The sequence below is a fragment of the Rouxiella sp. T17 genome, from assembly GCF_036663475.1.
In the GTDB taxonomy this organism is placed as follows: domain Bacteria; phylum Pseudomonadota; class Gammaproteobacteria; order Enterobacterales; family Enterobacteriaceae; genus Rouxiella.
In genome coordinates this window covers 1-17,564 of sequence record NZ_JAWUEA010000029.1, presented here as the reverse complement: position 1 = coordinate 17,564, position 17,564 = coordinate 1, and the positions used below count along the sequence as shown (strand labels likewise).

The window sequence follows — 17,564 nt, the reverse complement described above, 5'->3', positions numbered from 1 at the left end:
GCAAGACCAGTAACAAGTTAATTCTATTGTATTTATTTAATCTCTGTTTATTTCAGGCGCGGTCAATAGTCTCCCTACGTGCTCTTTTTGAGGCATCATTAAACGACCAGTTAAACAATATATTTTTCATGTAAAAAACGCAGAATCAGCGCACTGAAAAATTTTTCACTGTTATGTTGCTGCTCCAGTTCGGTTGATCTAACCGGGCGATTGTTATTTCCATCAGCGGCTGAAGCCAAAAGTTGAAAAGCGTACCCGAATAGTCCAGAAAAAAGGTCAGGATTATAATAGGTAATATCCAGTTTTAATTCCGGCAATGAGAAAAATATATCGATAAGCCGCGACATTTCACTTTTTCGCATGGCTTTATCATGCAAATAAAGCGGATTGCTACTATCTTGATCGAGCATCAAATCATGAAACTCTTGCAACGCTTTTCTATGGCTTGGCACAGTAGCGTGAGCTAAAAAATGACGATAAAATGCATAGGCAAAATCTTCGCTTTTGGATATATAGTCAAGAAAGAAGGTTTTATCCCGCATTAAATGACGAGCAAACGTTGAAGCACCCAAAATATTAAAGTTCTTTGAGATCGATCCCGACTTTAAGTATATTTCGTTTTGCAGTACATACTTATAGTTATCAAAGGTCAAATGCCCTAACTCATGAGCCAGCGCAAACTCGATAAATTCTTTGCTAGACAAATAGTCAAATAAATAAACGTTTTTATCTTTATAACTGTTATAAACAAAAGAATAGGCTCCGTCACCGAAAGCTATTTTTTCCATTGGCGTTGATAAACATCCCGAAGCCAACTTTTTCCCTGAAAGGCGATCGGCAACCACTACGATATTTTCAGTGCTGAATTCTTTAACTTTTGCCAGATAACGTTTCAATCGTGATGTAAAACGGGCGCACTGTTGCGGGTCAAAATCTTCACCAAAAAAACCGCTGAGTAAATGAGTGACGAATTCCGTGCTGACCACGCTATCAGACAGCTTGCTAGCCAGCTGCTGGGCTTTATTTTGCAACGCGGCTAAGGCTTGGTTAACTCCCTGATATAAAAAAGGGTATTTAACGGCGATTTGGCTCGGGCTTGTTGCTTTAATAATATAACTCCCGTGTATTTTATCGGCACTTTTTATGCGCTCAAACCATCTGTTAATCCAATGGTTAAACTTCAAATTCTTAGCAATATATTGGTCATAGTAGTATTGAAGACTGGACGAATATTGTTCGTGACGCGCTCTTGCTTCCAAACTATTGAGTTGCAGTTTTCTGTAATCAAAAAGTAACACCCTTAGTTTTTCCAAAAACAGTAATCGATACGATTTTTCTTCACAGGTAAGGTTTTGATCAGCATCTATCTCCTCTTTATGGGCGATAACTTTACTGGCCACCACGTCAAAGTCATGGTAGCTTTTAGCCTCAATTTTAGAAAAACGGATACCATTAATAAGCTCTCGCAACAGCATGGGGAATGTATTCCAAACGGTTGCAAATTCAACGCTTATAGCCGTGGCCTGTTTAATACAATTAAGCGTATCGAATATTAAAGGCGGGCGCAGGTCGTTAAATTGTTCGATTATTCCATCTAATGCCGCCGCCCTTTCAGGGTCAGTTGAGCGAGGGAGAGCAAGGTATCCACAGTGTTCAGGAGAAAATATACTCGTGACGCCCAACTCTGACTCAGGTAAGTTTCTTTTCTCACGAATTAAATGCTGACAGAAAATACCCCGTTGTTCATTATTCCACGGTAACCATTTTCCAACCTGATTGGGCTGACGGTAATGTAATTTCTTTTCCGCATCCGACCAGACGGCGACAATATGGCCATCTTGTGATTCATCGAACCATAAAGAATGTAGAGTCCAGCCGGTAGGGACATTTTCAATGCTGTTCAATAGTTTTTGGTAAGGATCATTGAGAGAAACCTCCAAGTCTTGAGGACGAGTGGATTTAAGGATGATGGCATTATCGCGCCAATAGCTTAGCTCTCCTTCATTCGACATCACCACTAACTGCTGATCTTCTTCAACGCCGGCCAACGCGAGTAAATAAAGGCTGTCGCTGCCCGCTAATTTTAATGCAGGGTAATAAAGTTTACCCGTGGAAGTGGTATCAGAAATCATCTCTCCATTAATAGGGGCTTCTGCCGTAGCTGGCAACGCATGCTGTTTAATAGCGCTCATTCGCTCTTGCTGATAAATTTCGATTCTCAGCTGTCGGGTATCACCCGTGTTTAACGCCGTATGCATAAGGGTAATATCGACAGGTTCAGACTGACGTAGAATCATCGCTTTTAAGGCGGCGGACGGATTCGGTAACAACAATTTGTTCACCTCATCCAATCGGTAAACAATCTGTGAATTCATGCCAATATTGAGTACAAAATAGAGAATATCGTGCAAGGGTTCTCGCCAAACCGTTGCAGGCATAAAGGCCTGCGGAATTTCGCCTATTGAAATCGAGGTATAAAGTGTAGGCGACAACAGCAGCGGCTTTAAATAGTGGTTGGCAGTCGGACAATGTTTAACACGACGCGCTAACCAAGGCGAAGACTTAAGTTCTTGCTCTACGATATGCAATGTCTGTTCGAGTTTGCCGAGTAATGGCGGCCTTTCCGCTTCATGCACTGCCGCATGAACTGCCGGTTCGGCACTATTTTCCATCAGCGACTTAAGGGCGTTTTTTATGACATTAGCGACCGTTTTAATTCCAAGCTCTTCTTCGCTGCCCGCCGGAAAAAAAGCATATAAACAAAAAGCGCCATCAAGAATTGCCGCGGCGACTTGTCCGTGGCTGATCTCGGTAATGGCATCTTTGCAATTGCCTATTGGCGTTAAATAAATAAGCTGGTTGAGGGCTCGGGTAAACCAGGACCCTTTTGTCGCCTGAGTCCGGGCGATATTAGCAGGATGTAACTCTTCTTTAGTCACTATAGGCACTGTAAGATTAACAAATTGCCGCTCGGTGATTTCTCGTGCCAACCTGTCGGCACTCTCTGCCCAATCCCCCGTTGCCGACGAATTGACAAGGTCGCCGCCGCCCTGAATATAAAAATGTAACGCGTTAATATCAGGAGTCATCTCTGGAGAGAGACGGGCGACAAACTCGCTTTTACCTAAGCCATTAATTAGAGCAAGTTGCGCCGCTGGGGTATCAGGCCAGTCGGTCGAGAGATCAAAAGCCAAAGCCTGCGTGGTGTCGCTTTGAATAGGCAGTAAAGAGATAAAATAGTGCCGTTTGGCGGTTATCCGATCATTATCCTTCCTTATTTGATTATCTTCGCTGTCTAGGTCGCAAGAAATCGTAAAGCCGATACAGACGCGGGAAACTTCAGTTTGGCGACTATCACTCATTCGGATAAAGTTTAGCTTAATGCCTGCATTGAGTTTTGAGACGCTTTTGTAGGCATTGTTGAACAGCTGCTGATCTAGAGAAGGGATATTTTGCAGGGCAAACGCATATAACTGCCGTTTCGTCTGTAAATAGTGCAGATAGGCGTCCTTACTTGCCACGATGCTGGTATTAGGATGATTGAGCTGTTCGGTTAATAAACGTCTGGCATCAATAAAGCTCAACACGAGTACCCCTTCCCGCTTCAACTGTTCAGCAAGATAATGGATGCCGCGACCTGCTGTCTGTCCGGGAATAAGAAACAAGTTTTCCAGAGCGGAACATTCATTCAGCAATTCGTCGATTGAGCTGTTAAGCAATAAATCTTGTCCTAACGCGCTGAGCTCTTTAGCCGTGACAGAAGCATCAATTTCAGTTGAGGGCAACCGCATCACGCCGAGATTAATTAATAATCCCTCTCTGGACAAACACTGTTTTTCTTTGAGATCTTGCCTATCACGCAGCAGGAAGAATGGATAAGCATATTCGAGCATACGCTGATGCCAAAATAGAATTTTGGCTAGCTGGCGCGCTTCAAGCAGGGTATTTGAAGAGTCGTGTTTGTCGTTAACGGCTTTTACAAGGTTATTTTTGACAGCGCTTTGAATATCTTGCAGCAGCGTGTTCAGTACTGCATATGTCAGCGGCCCGTGTGCGGTAATAAAATAACGCAGGCGCTGATAGCCAATATCAAGTAAGGCACTGCCTATGGGCAATGCGTTCGCCAATGCTTTAAATAGCAGCTTGCCTAATAGCGGCTCTGCCAGCGAAGAAGCGATAAGGGCTGAATGTAACTCTTCATTATGTTCAAAAGGCGAATCGGCTAAAAGCAACGTAAGGAATTTTTGCGTCTCTTCCGGCGAGTAAGCCAAACTTTCACTGTTTGCGCCCTGTTTCATCGTGAGGTCGAAACAGGAAATAAGCTCGATATAAGCCCGGTTTGCAACAGCATTATCCGCGGTTTCTAGATTGATGCCCCACGCCTGAGACTGTTGGGAAATATACCGATGAATTGTTTGCTCGATATCAGACGTCGAAAGCTGCTCTATCCAAAGATGTAATCGATGGATCATTTCAAGCAAGGTTACGGCTTTTACGGCAGCAGGCGCTGTTGATAACGTAGCTAAACAGTTAGGTGCGCTATCCGCTTTAGCGAATAAAGGCTGTGAAGTTCCTGCTTCATCCGTGGTATTTAGCTGATAGAGATAATCTTTATTGACCGTAATTATTGGCGCAGAGTCAACACTAGGTGCATCAACAGGTAATCTAGGCCGCCAAGGCGAAAAATAGGTGGGCGGTAAATCTGCTTTCGCTAAAGGAAGCGTAAAAAATTGGGCTGCCAAAAATGTCGTCATATCCCAAACGCTTCGTTCCACTTTTTCAACGATCACTCCCTTGAGAGCAGAATCATTATATTGCTTAACGGCAATATGCTTATTTTCGGCACCGTCCCCCTCTCTTTCAGGCAAATAAAATAGCGCTTTCGCGTCTTGCTGGGTATTTATAGTTAGTGGATGTTGTTCACTCACCACGGCTACAGTCGCTAATTGATGCTGGGTATCGATGTCTAGGAATAGCGCGGCGCTATTCTGCGGTGAATTTGTAATATTCTTATTATTGCCGAGCCGTTCACAACGAGATATTGCAGGATTATCCAAGGCGCTGCGATATAAAGCCGTTGATTGCGGCGCCAACCAGTAAAGTTGATTTTCGCTTCTTGGCCCGTAAAGGGGATTATGATTGGGTAAACCTATTTCCGGCGGCGCCCGGCAGGCTAAATTTTGGTTTTGACGGGGGCAGATATCGAGGAATAAATCCTGCGACTCATGCCCTATTAAGACTTCAGGCGTCTGCCAGGCTAATGATTTAGTAGGGTTTAGCTGGCGATTATCCCCTTCCATCAACGATTCACAGCTACCGGCAAGATAGGTCGCCAGCGGCAGACACGCCAAGTTGGTATGGCGACTAATCGTATGGCCCAATAGGCGACTCAACGTGGCATAGAATACGCAGAAGGCCGAGGTTGGCCCTAATAAGTAATGAACCGGCAATTTATTTTGCTGCGGATTAAGATAAAAACTTAATGCGGCCAGAGTCTGAGTTTCTGTATCTGGACACTCGACCATTTTATTAATGTCGTAGCGCTGCTGGAGTTGCTCTATAAGCTTGGTAGAAAGCTGGAAAGTGTTGTCGCCTATTTTCCATATCCATTCTGAACAGATCGAGGGAATATGAATAGAATTTTTAATATTATCCACAGTAGAGTAAAAATTAATACAACGAAGCGGCTGATCTTTGTTTTCTACCTTGGAATTCCCAGATGTTTCTACAGAAGTAATTAATGTCATCGGCAATCTCTTGTAAAAAGAATGCCGATTTTTATAACAGATACGTTAATGATTAACTTTTATATTTCGCTTATCCGTTTATCTTTTTATTCGAATTAAGCTTCTATTAGCCCCTGTCCCAGATAATAGTTTTGATCGCTTACGCCCGGCAAAGCGAAGAAAAATCCGCCGCCGACCGGACGAATATATTCCTCAAGCGCCTCGCCGTTGAGCCGCTTTTGGACGCTCAAAAAACCTTTTTCGAGGTCGTGCTGATAGCAGATAAACAGCAGGCCCATTTCAAGCTGGCCCGCGTTGGAAACGCCCAGTGAATAACTGTAACCGCGACGCAGCATCAGATTATTATCCGTTTCTTTGGTGCGCGGATTAGCGAGCCGTATATGCGCGTCGAGCGGGATAACTTTGCCGTCGGGATCTTTGCTGTAATCCGGCACGTCGTGCTCTTTACTCATGCCCAGCGGCGCGCCGGTGTCTTTGTGGCGTCCAAAAATAGTCTGCTGCTCTTGTAACGGCGTGCGATCCCAGAATTCTACGCGAAACGGAATAATACGCGCCGCCTGATAGCTGCCGCCGGTAGTCCACGCCGGCTCACCCTGATCGGCCGTGACCCAAATAGCCTTGTCCATCAGGGGCTTATCCTGCGTATCTGGATTAGCAGTACCGTCTTTAAAGCCCAGCAGGTTAATCGGCGTCTCTTTGCCCTGACTGCGCGCGGCGTGGGAAGAGATAAAACCGTCGCGACGCCAGCGTACGGCCAGCAGATCGGGGGTGTGTTTAATGATGTCGCGTAGCGCGTGCAGCGCCGTATCGGCATTATTGGCGCAAATTTGCAGCAGCACGTCGCCGTGACACAGGCTGGCGTCGAGCGAATCATTCGGAAAACGCGGCATCCGCTGGAGCTTGATAGGTTTTTGCGACTGCAAGCCAAAACGATTATCGAATAGCGAATCGCCGACCGACAAAGTGAGGGTCAGATTATCCGGATAGATTTTCGGGCCGAGAATACCGGAATCCATTGGCGGAAATTTAGGATCAACACTGGGTGCCGCGCCGCCGGTGGTAAGGAATTCAAAGCGCGCCGTCAACAAACGAAAGAGTCGTTCAAGATCCGCCTTATTGCCGGCAAGCACATCGAAAGCCACCAGCGACAGCGCTGACTGCTGCGGAGTTAAAATTCCGGCCTGATGTGGTCCATAAAACGGCTGTGCGCTGTAACGCTCATCGGGAGAAACGGTGCCGGGCGTATAGCTTGGTTTCGCACCCGGCGCCTGTGAGGCGTGGGTGGTCGCGCCGCCAAGGGCAAACGCCCCGCCCAACAATCCTGCGCCTTTCAATAGGCGACGGCGGGAAGAAGAAATTTTCGACGTGTTATTCGGGGACGATTCTACTTTTTTACTCATCATTGCCTCAACTCACCCGATGCATCCATCGGGTGAGGCGATCTATCTTTATGTTTAATCAACGCGGTGACCGCTTGTTATGCTCATCGATCATTGCTCATCGGTAGATGGTCATCGCTTAATGTTGATCTTTAATCGAGCCCAAGAACCCCGCGCAGCTTCGCTAAATCTTCAGCCAGCGTAGTAATCGGCCCTTTCATCGCGGTGCGATCGGCATCGCTCAGCTTCTCGTAATTCTCATAACCGTTTTTGGTGCGATATTTATCCAGCAGAGTATCCACGGTTTTGAAGTTGGCGTCGATTTTATCGAGCAGCGGTTTGTCAGCCTTGACCAGCAGCGGACGCAGCAGGTTAACGATTTTCTGCGCGCCGTCGAGGTTAGCACGGAAATCCCACAGATCGGTGCGGCTATAACGGTCTTCTTCGCCGCTGATTTTGCTTGAGGCCACTTCTTCAATCAGGTCCGCCGCGCCGCCCACCACTTTATTAGGTGGGAAAGTCAGGTCGGTGATACGTTTTTGCAGGTCCTGCGTGTCAGTATAAAGCTGCGTTGCCAGCTCGGCGGTGCCTTGAGTGGTTTTATCCGCAAACAGGATTTTTTCAAGACGGTGGAAGCCGGTAAATTTCGGGTCTTCGGCTTTCTTCTCGAAATCATCTTCACGGGCGTCGATGCTGCCGTCAAGGTCAGAGAACAGCTCGGCGATAGGTTCAATGCGCTCATAGTAAACGCGCGTTGACGGATAAAGCTGTTGAGCCAGTTTAAGGTTGCCCTGCTTGATGGCATCGGTAAAGGCTTTGGTATGGGTTACCAGCTCGCCAACCTGCTGAGTGACATAGACTTTATACTCGGCGATAGGGCCAACTAACGCCATCGCGTCTGGCTTGCTGCTCGCGCCTTCGCCTGCCGCCGTGACAATCAGTTTACCTTTTGGATTACTCAACAGGCCGCAGGTCATGTCATATTCGCCCGCTTCAAGATTGGCGGTCATCTTTTGGGTAAAGCCCGGCGCCACGTTTTCACGCTCTTCCACAACCATCACGCCCTTCAGAATCTCCCACTCAAGGCCCTTTTTACTGGCGTTGTGGATAACAAACTGCGTTTTGCCCGCAGGCACGGTCAGCTGCATCGGGTCACACTGTTTGTCGGTCACCGTAATCTTTACTTGTGGCACGTCTGCCGCCATCAAATTGGCGCTGAAAGTCATGGCGGGCAGTGAAAGCAGCGCCAGCTGAAGCGCTTTGCAGCGGAAAAAAACCTTACGATTTAACGCGTTACTTGAAGCGGACATAACGAACTCCCTGACGATTAAGATTTGCTGTTGTAGGTGACTGTGCGCCCATTTTAGCGCTGTGTTTTATGGCCTGCGGACGAGGTTGCGCCTTTGAGCTGTTTTTGGGTCGGTAAGAAAAAGAGAATCAAGGCCGGGATCAGGTAGAGGAAATAGACGATGACTTCGCTGACTGACGGGGCTTGCTGGTAGCCGAACATCCCTTCCAGCAGCGTGCCGAACAGCGAGTCGGTTGACAGCACGTTGCTGAGATCAAACGCCGTCGCCTGTAAGCCGTTCCAGAGTCCGGCCTCGTGGAAGGCGCGAATCGCTCCTGCCGCCAGCCCTGCCGCGACGAATAGAATAAACAGGCTGGTCCACTTGAAGAACTTGGCTAATTGCAGCTTTACTCCGCCGTAATAAATCGCAAAGCCGAGCACGATGGCGGCGACCAGACCTAACACTGCGCCGATGGGCGCTTCAATGCCGACATCCTGCTGGAATGCTGCAAGCAGGAAGAATACGGATTCGAGACCTTCGCGCGCCACGGCAAAAAATACCATCGCCACCAGCGCCCAGCCCTGTCCACGGTTGGAATTTAGCGCCTGGTCGATTGCGCCCTCAAGATGCACCTTGATCGATTTCGAGACCTTGCGCATCCAGAACACCATGTAAGTCAGGATACAGACCGCGACCACCGCGACCAGCCCTTCAAACAGCTCCTGCTCTTTTTGTGGAAACTCGCCGGTGGTTTCGTTAATAGCGATGCCCAGCCCGAGACACAGTGCGGCGGCAACAATCACGCCGCACCACACCGTGCCGAGCCAATGTCCGCGCTGGGTGCGTTTAAGATAGCTGGCGATCAGGGAGACAATCAGGGCGGCTTCGAGCCCTTCGCGGAACATAATCAGAAATGGAACAAACATAGGGATGACTCCAGCGACTTAATTGAAAATCAACGCGTCGACATCGATACCTGAGGCAAATCTGTAAAGTTAGGTAAAAATGAAAACGATTGTGATTATCATTCCATTAGGAATAAAAACAAGAGGCCAGAGTAATAATTTCGTAAATATATTATTTCTATTTTGGGAAAATTTCCGATGATTTCAGGATTTCGAGCGGGTTGCCACTTTTATTGATCCGTTACGGCTTGAAAAATAAGCCTTAACTTCTTTTATCCGTCTCTGCTGCCATTTCCGTTGCCATTAACGCTTTCGCGACATCAACAATCATTGCTCGCAGCCAGCGATGAGCGGGATCGTGGCGATAGCGCACGTGCCACGCCATTTCTACTGGAAACGTGCCGAGATCGACCGGCGCGGGCAAGACCTTAACCCGTTTATCGTTCGCCAAATGACGACAAATTTGTTTCGGCAGCGTGGCGCAGTAATCTGTTACGGCAATCATCTCCGGCACGGCGAGAAAATGCGTCACGGAGATAGCGACCTGTCGTTTAAGATTGCGCTGCTCGAGCGCCTGAAACAGCCCCGCACGCATTCTGCCCGGCGGCAAAACGTTGACGTGCTTGATGCGCTCGTACTGCTCCGAACTCATGCTGTCGCCGATTTCGAGATGATCGGCCCGCACCAGACAGGCCAGCCCTTCGTCCATCAAATGCTGCACCACCAGATTATTCGGCGGGTCCATCACCCTGCCCAGCACCATGTCCGTGGAGCCTGAAATCACGCCCGTTTCGATCAGGTCATTGCCATACGGAATAAAACGAATCCGCACACCGGGCGCAGATTCCCGCAGTCGCGCCACAATCAGCGGCATCAACACAAACTCGACATAACTGTTTGAGGCTAACGTAAACAGCCGCGTGGCCTGTGACGGGTCAAAATCCTGCTGGCCCAAAATTACATCATCGAGATTTGCCAGCGCGTTTCTTATCACCTGAACTAACTCTTCTGCCCTTTGGGTCGGCCTCATGCCGTAACGTTCACGAATAAACAGCGGATCTTGCAGCGTTTCACGCAGTCGGTTTAGCGCATTCGACAACGCCGGTTGCGTCATGCCCAGCCGCTCTGCCGCGCGGGTTACGTTGCGCTCTTCCATCAGGGTCACCAACACGGGCAACAGGTTGAGATCGTATTTCATCGAGTTATTTCCGTTATGAATATCTACGATAAGTTAAATAAATTTCTAGAATATGTCACGACAAGAGATGATGGCGGTGTTCAAAAACATCCCAAAACCTAAATCTCAGTCTAAAAATAAAGGAAAGCGTAATGAAAATTCTGATGGTTCTGACCTCGCACGACAAACTCGGTAACACCGGCAAGAAAACGGGTTTTTGGCTCGAAGAGTTGGCAGCTCCTTATTACGCTTTCAAAGCTGCGGGCGCTGAAATAACGCTGGCTTCGCCGAAGGGCGGCAATCCACCGCTGGACCCGAAAAGCAACGAGCCGATGTTCCAGACCGAATTGACCCATCGTTTTGAAGCCGATGAGCAGGCGATGGCGCAGCTGGCAACCACCGTGCCGTTGAGCAGCGTGTCACAGGCCGATTTCGACAGCGTATTTTATCCGGGTGGTCACGGCCCGCTGTGGGACTTGGCAGAAGACAAAGCGTCGATCGCGCTGATTGAAGCCTTTATTCAGGCCCAAAAACCGGTGGCGCTGGTGTGTCATGCTCCGGGCGTCTTGCGCCATGTGAAAGCTGCCGACGGTCAACCGTTAGTGAAAGGCAAGAAAGTCACCGGCTTTACCAATTCGGAAGAAGAAGCAGTACAGCTGACTAACATCGTGCCCTTCCTGGTAGAAGATGAGCTGATCAAACTGGGCGGAAATTACTCGCGCGGCGATGATTGGGCCTCTTACGTGGTGCGCGACGGCCTATTGATTACCGGACAAAACCCAACCTCTTCGGCAGAAACCGCTGAAGTGCTGATTGCAGAGCTGGCGCAGAGATAACGTTTTCGAGAGAAAGCAGTGAGTCTGTAACTCTAGACTGTAGATTTCAAATGAAAATCCCCCTGTTCAAAGGGGGATTTTTTGTTAGGTATAAAAAGTTGGTTATAAAGAGTGCTCTTTATTTCGTGTTATAGAGCGCCTCTGCATCATTAAAGCGCTTGTCGATTGAAGCGGAAGGTTTGCGACCCATCAGGCTGACAAGCACGATGCCTATCGATGCGAAAATGAAGCCTGGAATGATTTCGTACAGATCCAGCCACGCGTAGTGTTTCCACACCAGCACGGTTACCGCACCGATAATCATCCCGGCCAGCGCGCCGTTACGCGTCATGCGTGACCACGTCACGGAAATCAGGATCACCGGACCAAAGGCCGCGCCGAAACCAGCCCACGCGTAGCTCACCAGACCCAGCACTTTGTTATCTGGATTCGCCGCCAGTGCGATTGCCACGACCGCGACCACCAGCACCATCAAACGCCCTACCCAAACCAGCTCTTTCTGGCTCGCGCCTTTGCGCAGGAAAGCCTTGTAGAGATCTTCGGTAATCGCGCTCGAGCAAACCAGCAGCTGACAGCTTAACGTACTCATCACCGCCGCCAGAATGGCAGAGAGCAGCACGCCGGCAATCCACGGGTTAAACAAGATTTTTGCCAGCTCGATAAATACGCGCTCGCCGTTTTGCGTCACGTTGCCCGCTTCGCCTGGATTATTGGCGAAATAGGCGATACCGAAGAAGCCGACGGCGATAGTACCGGCGAGACACAGGATCATCCAGGTCATGCTGATACGGCGCGCATTACGAATAGTGTGGTGCGAATCGGCAGCCATAAAGCGCGCCAGAATGTGCGGCTGACCAAAGTAGCCCAAGCCCCAGCCCAGCAGTGACAGAATCGCGACCAGATTCATGTTTTTAAACATGTCGGTGTATTCAGGGCTTTTCGCATGGATAACCATCATTGACGAATCGATACCGCCTACCGCCAGAATAACGATAACCGGCGTGAGGATCAGCGCGAAAATCATCAGCGACGCCTGCACGGTATCGGTCCAGCTGATCGCCAGGAAACCACCAATAAAGGTATAAACGATAGTGGCGGCAGCACCGGCCCACAGCGCGGTTTCATAGGTCATACCGAAAGTACTTTCGAACAGACGTGCTCCGGCAACAATGCCCGATGCGCAGTAAATAGTGAAGAAAATCAGGATTACGACAGCTGAGATGATGCGCAGCAGCTTGCTGGTATCTTCAAACCGGTGCGTGAAGTAATCGGGAAGCGTTAAGGCGTTGTTGTTGGCTTCGGTATGAACGCGCAGGCGTCCGGCCACCAGTTTCCAGTTAAGATACGCGCCAAGCGTCAAACCGATAGCAATCCAGCTTTCGGAAATGCCCGAAACAAAAATCGCGCCCGGCAATCCCATCAATAACCAGCCGCTCATGTCTGAAGCACCCGCCGAGAGTGCGGTAACCAGACTGCCTAAACTACGTCCCCCAAGGATATAATCATCAAAGTTTTTGGTTCGCAAATACGCGATGAGCCCGATGAGTATCATGCCAAAAATATAGACACAAAATGTCACCAGCATCGGTGTGTTCATTGTCATGCAAATTCTCCGTGTAGTTATCTTTATCTTTCAATCACACCTTAAAAACGGCAGGTTACCCTCCTGCGTTTTCAAAAGTTGCCGCGCGAAATACAGGCCCCCTTTCCCTATCCGCAATCGTTTTGCTTTTTCCGGCGAGGGGATACTAGTGGAGCATTTTGTTCAGGCCAAGACTTTTAACGTCTTATCAACATAATGCCAACCGGAAAAAATCAACTTTGTGACATTGGGTTGCATCTTTTTTGCTGAGCCCGTTTTACAAAGTTGCACCTCTCACAACCTGCAAATAGGCTAAGCAATAATCATGCCGTTATGAAAATGTTAAATAGATCACTAATTTCAAAGTCGGCACAGTTCATGCATTCACTTAGGTTGCACTAAGTTGCAACATCATTGATAGTATCGATAAATGACTGGGTTTTACTTAAAAACGGAGTTCTCGGGAATGGCAACAACGACAATGGGCGTGAAGCTGGATGAAGCCACGCGCGACAGAATTAAACAGGCCGCACAGGGTATCGATCGCACGCCGCACTGGCTGATCAAACAGGCGATTTATTCCTATCTGGAGCAGCTTGAGACGGGCGCTGGCCTGCCTGAGCTAGCTAACGGCAACGGGGCGGATAATGAAGATGCCGCGCTGCCCGTGGTTGTTGAACATCAGCCTTTCCTCGACTTCGCCGAGCAAATTCATCCGCAGTCGGTAAGCCGCGCGGCGATTACGGCGGCCTATCGTCGTCCAGAACCGGAATCGGTAGCGATGATGCTGGAGCAGGCTCGTCTTCCCGCGCCTCTCGATACTGCCGCGCACAAGATGGCTTATGATTTGGCCGACGCGCTGAGGCACCAAAAGAGTGCAGGTGGACGCGCCGGAATAGTGCAAAACCTGCTGCAAGAGTTCTCGCTTTCCTCTTTGGAGGGCGTCGCGCTGATGTGTCTCGCCGAGGCGCTGTTGCGAATTCCTGATAAATCAACGCGCGATGCCCTCATCCGCGACAAAATCAGCAACGGCAACTGGCAGTCGCACCTTGGCCGCAGCTCTTCCTTATTCGTCAACGCTGCCACGTGGGGCCTGCTATTTACTGGCCGTTTAGTTGCGACACATAACGAAGCCAAGCTCTCGACCTCGCTGAATCGCATTATTGGAAAAAGCGGCGAGCCGTTGATCCGTAAAGGCGTCGATATGGCAATGCGCCTGATGGGCGAGCAGTTTGTGACCGGCGAAACTATCGCGCAGGCGCTGGCCAATGCCCGCAAGCACGAAGACAAAGGTTTCCGTTACTCCTACGACATGCTGGGTGAAGCCGCGCTGACCGAAAAAGATGCGCAGGCTTATCTGCTCTCTTATCAGCAGGCGATTCACGCGATTGGCAAAGCCTCGAACGGTCGCGGAATTTATGAAGGCCCGGGGATTTCGATCAAACTCTCGGCGCTGCATCCGCGCTACAGCCGTGCGCAGTACGCGCGCGTGATGGATGAGCTTTATCCGCGCCTGCTTTCCCTGACGCTTCAGGCGCGCCAGTATGACATTGGCATTAATATCGATGCTGAAGAAGCCGATCGTCTGGAGATCTCCCTCGATCTGCTGGAAAAACTGTGCTTTGAGCCAGAGTTGGCAGGGTGGAACGGCATTGGCTTTGTCATTCAGGCCTACCAGAAACGTTGCCCAATGGTCATTGACTACCTCACCGAATTGGCACAGCGCAGCCGTCGTCGTTTAATGATTCGTCTGGTTAAAGGCGCCTATTGGGACAGCGAAATCAAACGCGCGCAGGTTGATGGTCTGGAAGATTATCCGGTTTACACCCGTAAAGTGTATACCGACGTCTCTTATCTGGCCTGCGCACGCAAGCTGCTTGCCGTGCCGAATCTCATCTATCCACAGTTTGCGACTCACAATGCGCACACGCTGGCGGCGATTTATCAGCTGGCGGGCAACAACTATTATCCGGGACAGTATGAGTTCCAGTGCCTGCACGGCATGGGTGAACCGCTGTATGAAAAAGTGGTAGGCAAAGTTGCCGACGGCAAACTCAACCGCCCTTGCCGTATCTATGCGCCAGTCGGGACGCACGAAACGCTGCTGGCCTATCTGGTACGTCGTCTTTTGGAAAACGGCGCGAATACCTCTTTCGTAAACCGAATTGCCGACGCCACTCTGCCGCTCGACGAGCTGGTGGCCGATCCGGTTAAAGCCGTTGAACAGCTGGCCGCCGAAGAGGGTCAAATTGGCCTGCCGCATCCGCGTATTGCCCTGCCGCGTCATTTATATGGTGCCAATCGCGCCAACTCGGCAGGTTTAGATATGTCGAACGAACACCGGTTGGCGTCGCTGTCGAGCGCCCTGCTGACCAGCGCGGCCCATCCGCTGCGTGCCGAGCCGATGCTGGGCGAAAAGCTTTCTGAAAACGCCGCAGATGAAAATGCATTCGAAAACGTGATTAACCCTGCCGAACCGAACGATATTGTGGGTCAGGTGCGTGAAACCACTGACGCTGAAATCACGCTGGCACTCGACTGCGCGACGCACGCTGGCGCTATCTGGTTCGCCACGCCGCCGGAAGAACGTGCGGCTATCCTGCATCGCGCGGGCGAACTGATGGAATCGCAAATGCAAAATCTGCTCGGCGTGCTGGTGCGTGAAGCAGGTAAAACCTTCGCCAACGCCATCGCCGAAGTGCGTGAAGCCGTTGACTTCCTGCACTATTACGCAGGTCAGATCGAAAGTGCATTCAGTAATGATAGCCACCGTCCGCTTGGCCCCGTGGTCTGTATCAGTCCGTGGAACTTCCCGCTGGCTATCTTCACCGGACAAGTTGCCGCCGCGCTGGCCGCCGGTAATAGCGTGCTGGCAAAACCGGCCGAACAGACGCCGCTGGTCGCCTCCGAAGCCGTGCGTATTCTGCTCGAAGCTGGCGTGCCGGCCGGCGTGGTGCAGCTGCTACCGGGTCGCGGCGAAACCGTCGGCGCGCGTTTAGTTAATGACGAACGCGTACACGGCGTGCTGTTTACCGGCTCGACCGACGTTGCAGGCATCTTGCAGCGCAATATCGCCGGACGCCTTGACGCGCAGGGACGCCCTACGCCGCTGATTGCCGAAACCGGTGGGTTGAACGCAATGATTGTCGACTCTTCCGCCCTAACCGAACAGGTGGTGACCGACGTCGTGGCCTCGGCTTTCGACAGCGCGGGTCAGCGTTGTTCTGCGCTTCGCGTGCTGTGTATTCAGGAAGATATCGCCGATCACACGCTGCAAATGCTGCGCGGCGCAATGGCCGAATGTCGCATGGGTAATCCGGAGCGCCTCTCTACCGATATCGGACCGGTTATCGATGCCGAAGCGAAAGCCAACATCGAAAATCATATCGACACTCTGCGCGCCAAAGGTCGCAAGGTCTATCAGGCTGCACAGAACAACGCCGACGACAGTAAAGAGTGGTCGCGTGGCACCTTTATCAAGCCGACGCTGATTGAACTGAACAGCTTTGACGAGATGAAGAAAGAGATTTTCGGCCCTGTGCTGCACGTTGTGCGTTACGCCCGTCAGGATCTCGACAAACTTATCGACCAGATCAACGAAGCGGGTTATGGCCTGACCCTCGGCATTCACACGCGTATCGACGAAACAATCCTGCGCGTGACGGCGCGTGCCAAGGTCGGTAACCTCTACGTGAACCGAAATATGGTGGGAGCAGTGGTCGGCGTGCAGCCGTTTGGCGGCGAAGGCCTGTCAGGAACCGGACCTAAAGCGGGCGGTCCGCTCTATCTGTATCGCCTGCTGGCGAGTCGTCCAGATAGCGCCGTTCACGCGCTGTTGAATAACGATAAAGATCCGATGCCGCTGGATGCTGCCGTGCGCAGTCAGTTGCTGGCACCGCATCAGGCTTTAACGGAATGGGCGACTAAAGAAAACAACGAGTTAGCCGCGCTATGTGGTGATCTCGCCGGCTGGAGTCAGGGCGGAACGCTGCGTACTTTGCCTGGCCCGACGGGAGAGCGCAACACGTACGCCCTACTGCCGCGCGAACGCGTATTGGCGTTGGCGGACAACCCGCAGGACGCGCTGATTCAGTTAGCCGCCGCAACCGCCACGGGTTGTCGCGTGCTGTGGCCGGAGGCTGAAGTGCAGCGCGAGTTGTTCAAACGCCTGCCGAAAGCCGTACAGGATCGCATTGATTTTGCCGCCGACTGGCAGAGCAGCAATCTCGAGTTCGACGCAGTGATTTACCACGGTGATGCCGATCAGCTACGCGACCTGTGCCAGCTGCTCGCCAAACGTCCGGGCCCTATTGTTTCGGTGCAGGGTTTTGCACGCGGTGAAACCAACATCCTGCTGGAACGCCTGCTGATTGAACGCTCTTTGAGTGTGAACACTGCGGCGGCGGGAGGAAATGCGAGCCTAATGACCATCGGGTAAGGGGCAAAATTGGAGAATTTTGGGAGCTCTTTTTAAGGGCTCCTTTTTTTTAAAATAGGTTTTTTAGATTTAAATTCAAGTTCAAGTTCAAGTTCAAGTTCAAGTTCAAGTTCAAGTTCAAGTTCAAGTTCAAGTGCATGCGCTTCGCTTACTGCGCGGCGGCGCAGACCGCCTCAAGGATGTTCCTAAGCGAACACCCTTGAGAATCCCG

At 50.5% G+C, this 17,564-nt stretch carries 8 protein-coding genes; 2 read left to right on the top strand and 6 right to left on the bottom strand.

Translation table 11 applies throughout. The annotated features are described in order from the left end of the window. Positions 1-110 precede the first annotated feature (110 nt). The 5 genes from SC206_RS10350 to SC206_RS10330 form a co-directional block, all read right to left on the bottom strand. Positions 111-5,747: a hypothetical protein gene (locus SC206_RS10350; protein WP_332736867.1), complete on the bottom strand. Its 5,637-nt coding sequence runs from the start codon at positions 5,745-5,747 to the stop codon at positions 111-113. A gap of 95 nt (positions 5,748-5,842) precedes the next feature. Then, the gene (gene efeB, locus SC206_RS10345; RefSeq protein WP_442976063.1) at positions 5,843-7,150 is read right to left on the bottom strand and encodes an iron uptake transporter deferrochelatase/peroxidase subunit; all 1,308 of its coding nucleotides are present in this window, start codon (positions 7,148-7,150) and stop codon (positions 5,843-5,845) included. 128 nt (positions 7,151-7,278) lie between these two features. Next, entirely contained in the window at positions 7,279-8,436 is a 1,158-nt protein-coding gene (gene efeO / locus SC206_RS10340) for an iron uptake system protein EfeO (protein WP_332736865.1), read from the bottom strand. Positions 8,437-8,489: 53 nt separating this feature from the next. Further along, the gene (efeU, locus tag SC206_RS10335; RefSeq protein ID WP_332736863.1) at positions 8,490-9,341 is read right to left on the bottom strand and encodes an iron uptake transporter permease EfeU; all 852 of its coding nucleotides are present in this window, start codon (positions 9,339-9,341) and stop codon (positions 8,490-8,492) included. Between the two features lie 241 nt (positions 9,342-9,582). Further along, on the bottom strand, positions 9,583-10,518 hold the full coding sequence (locus tag SC206_RS10330) for a LysR substrate-binding domain-containing protein (RefSeq protein WP_332736861.1): 936 nt from the start codon (positions 10,516-10,518) through the stop codon (positions 9,583-9,585). Positions 10,519-10,649: 131 nt separating this feature from the next. On the opposite strand from SC206_RS10330, the gene SC206_RS10325 reads away from it, so the two are divergent. Continuing rightward, on the top strand, positions 10,650-11,333 hold the full coding sequence (locus tag SC206_RS10325; protein ID WP_332736858.1) for a type 1 glutamine amidotransferase domain-containing protein: 684 nt from the start codon (positions 10,650-10,652) through the stop codon (positions 11,331-11,333). A 118-nt stretch (positions 11,334-11,451) separates the two neighbouring features. On the opposite strand, the gene putP is transcribed toward SC206_RS10325, so the two are convergent. After that, on the bottom strand, positions 11,452-12,936 hold the full coding sequence (gene putP, locus SC206_RS10320) for a sodium/proline symporter PutP (RefSeq protein WP_332736856.1): 1,485 nt from the start codon (positions 12,934-12,936) through the stop codon (positions 11,452-11,454). A gap of 445 nt (positions 12,937-13,381) precedes the next feature. Here putP and putA point away from each other — a divergent pair, with 445 nt between their 5' ends. Further along, the gene (gene putA, locus SC206_RS10315; RefSeq protein WP_332736854.1) at positions 13,382-17,353 is read left to right on the top strand and encodes a trifunctional transcriptional regulator/proline dehydrogenase/L-glutamate gamma-semialdehyde dehydrogenase; all 3,972 of its coding nucleotides are present in this window, start codon (positions 13,382-13,384) and stop codon (positions 17,351-17,353) included. Positions 17,354-17,564: the final 211 nt, after the last annotated feature.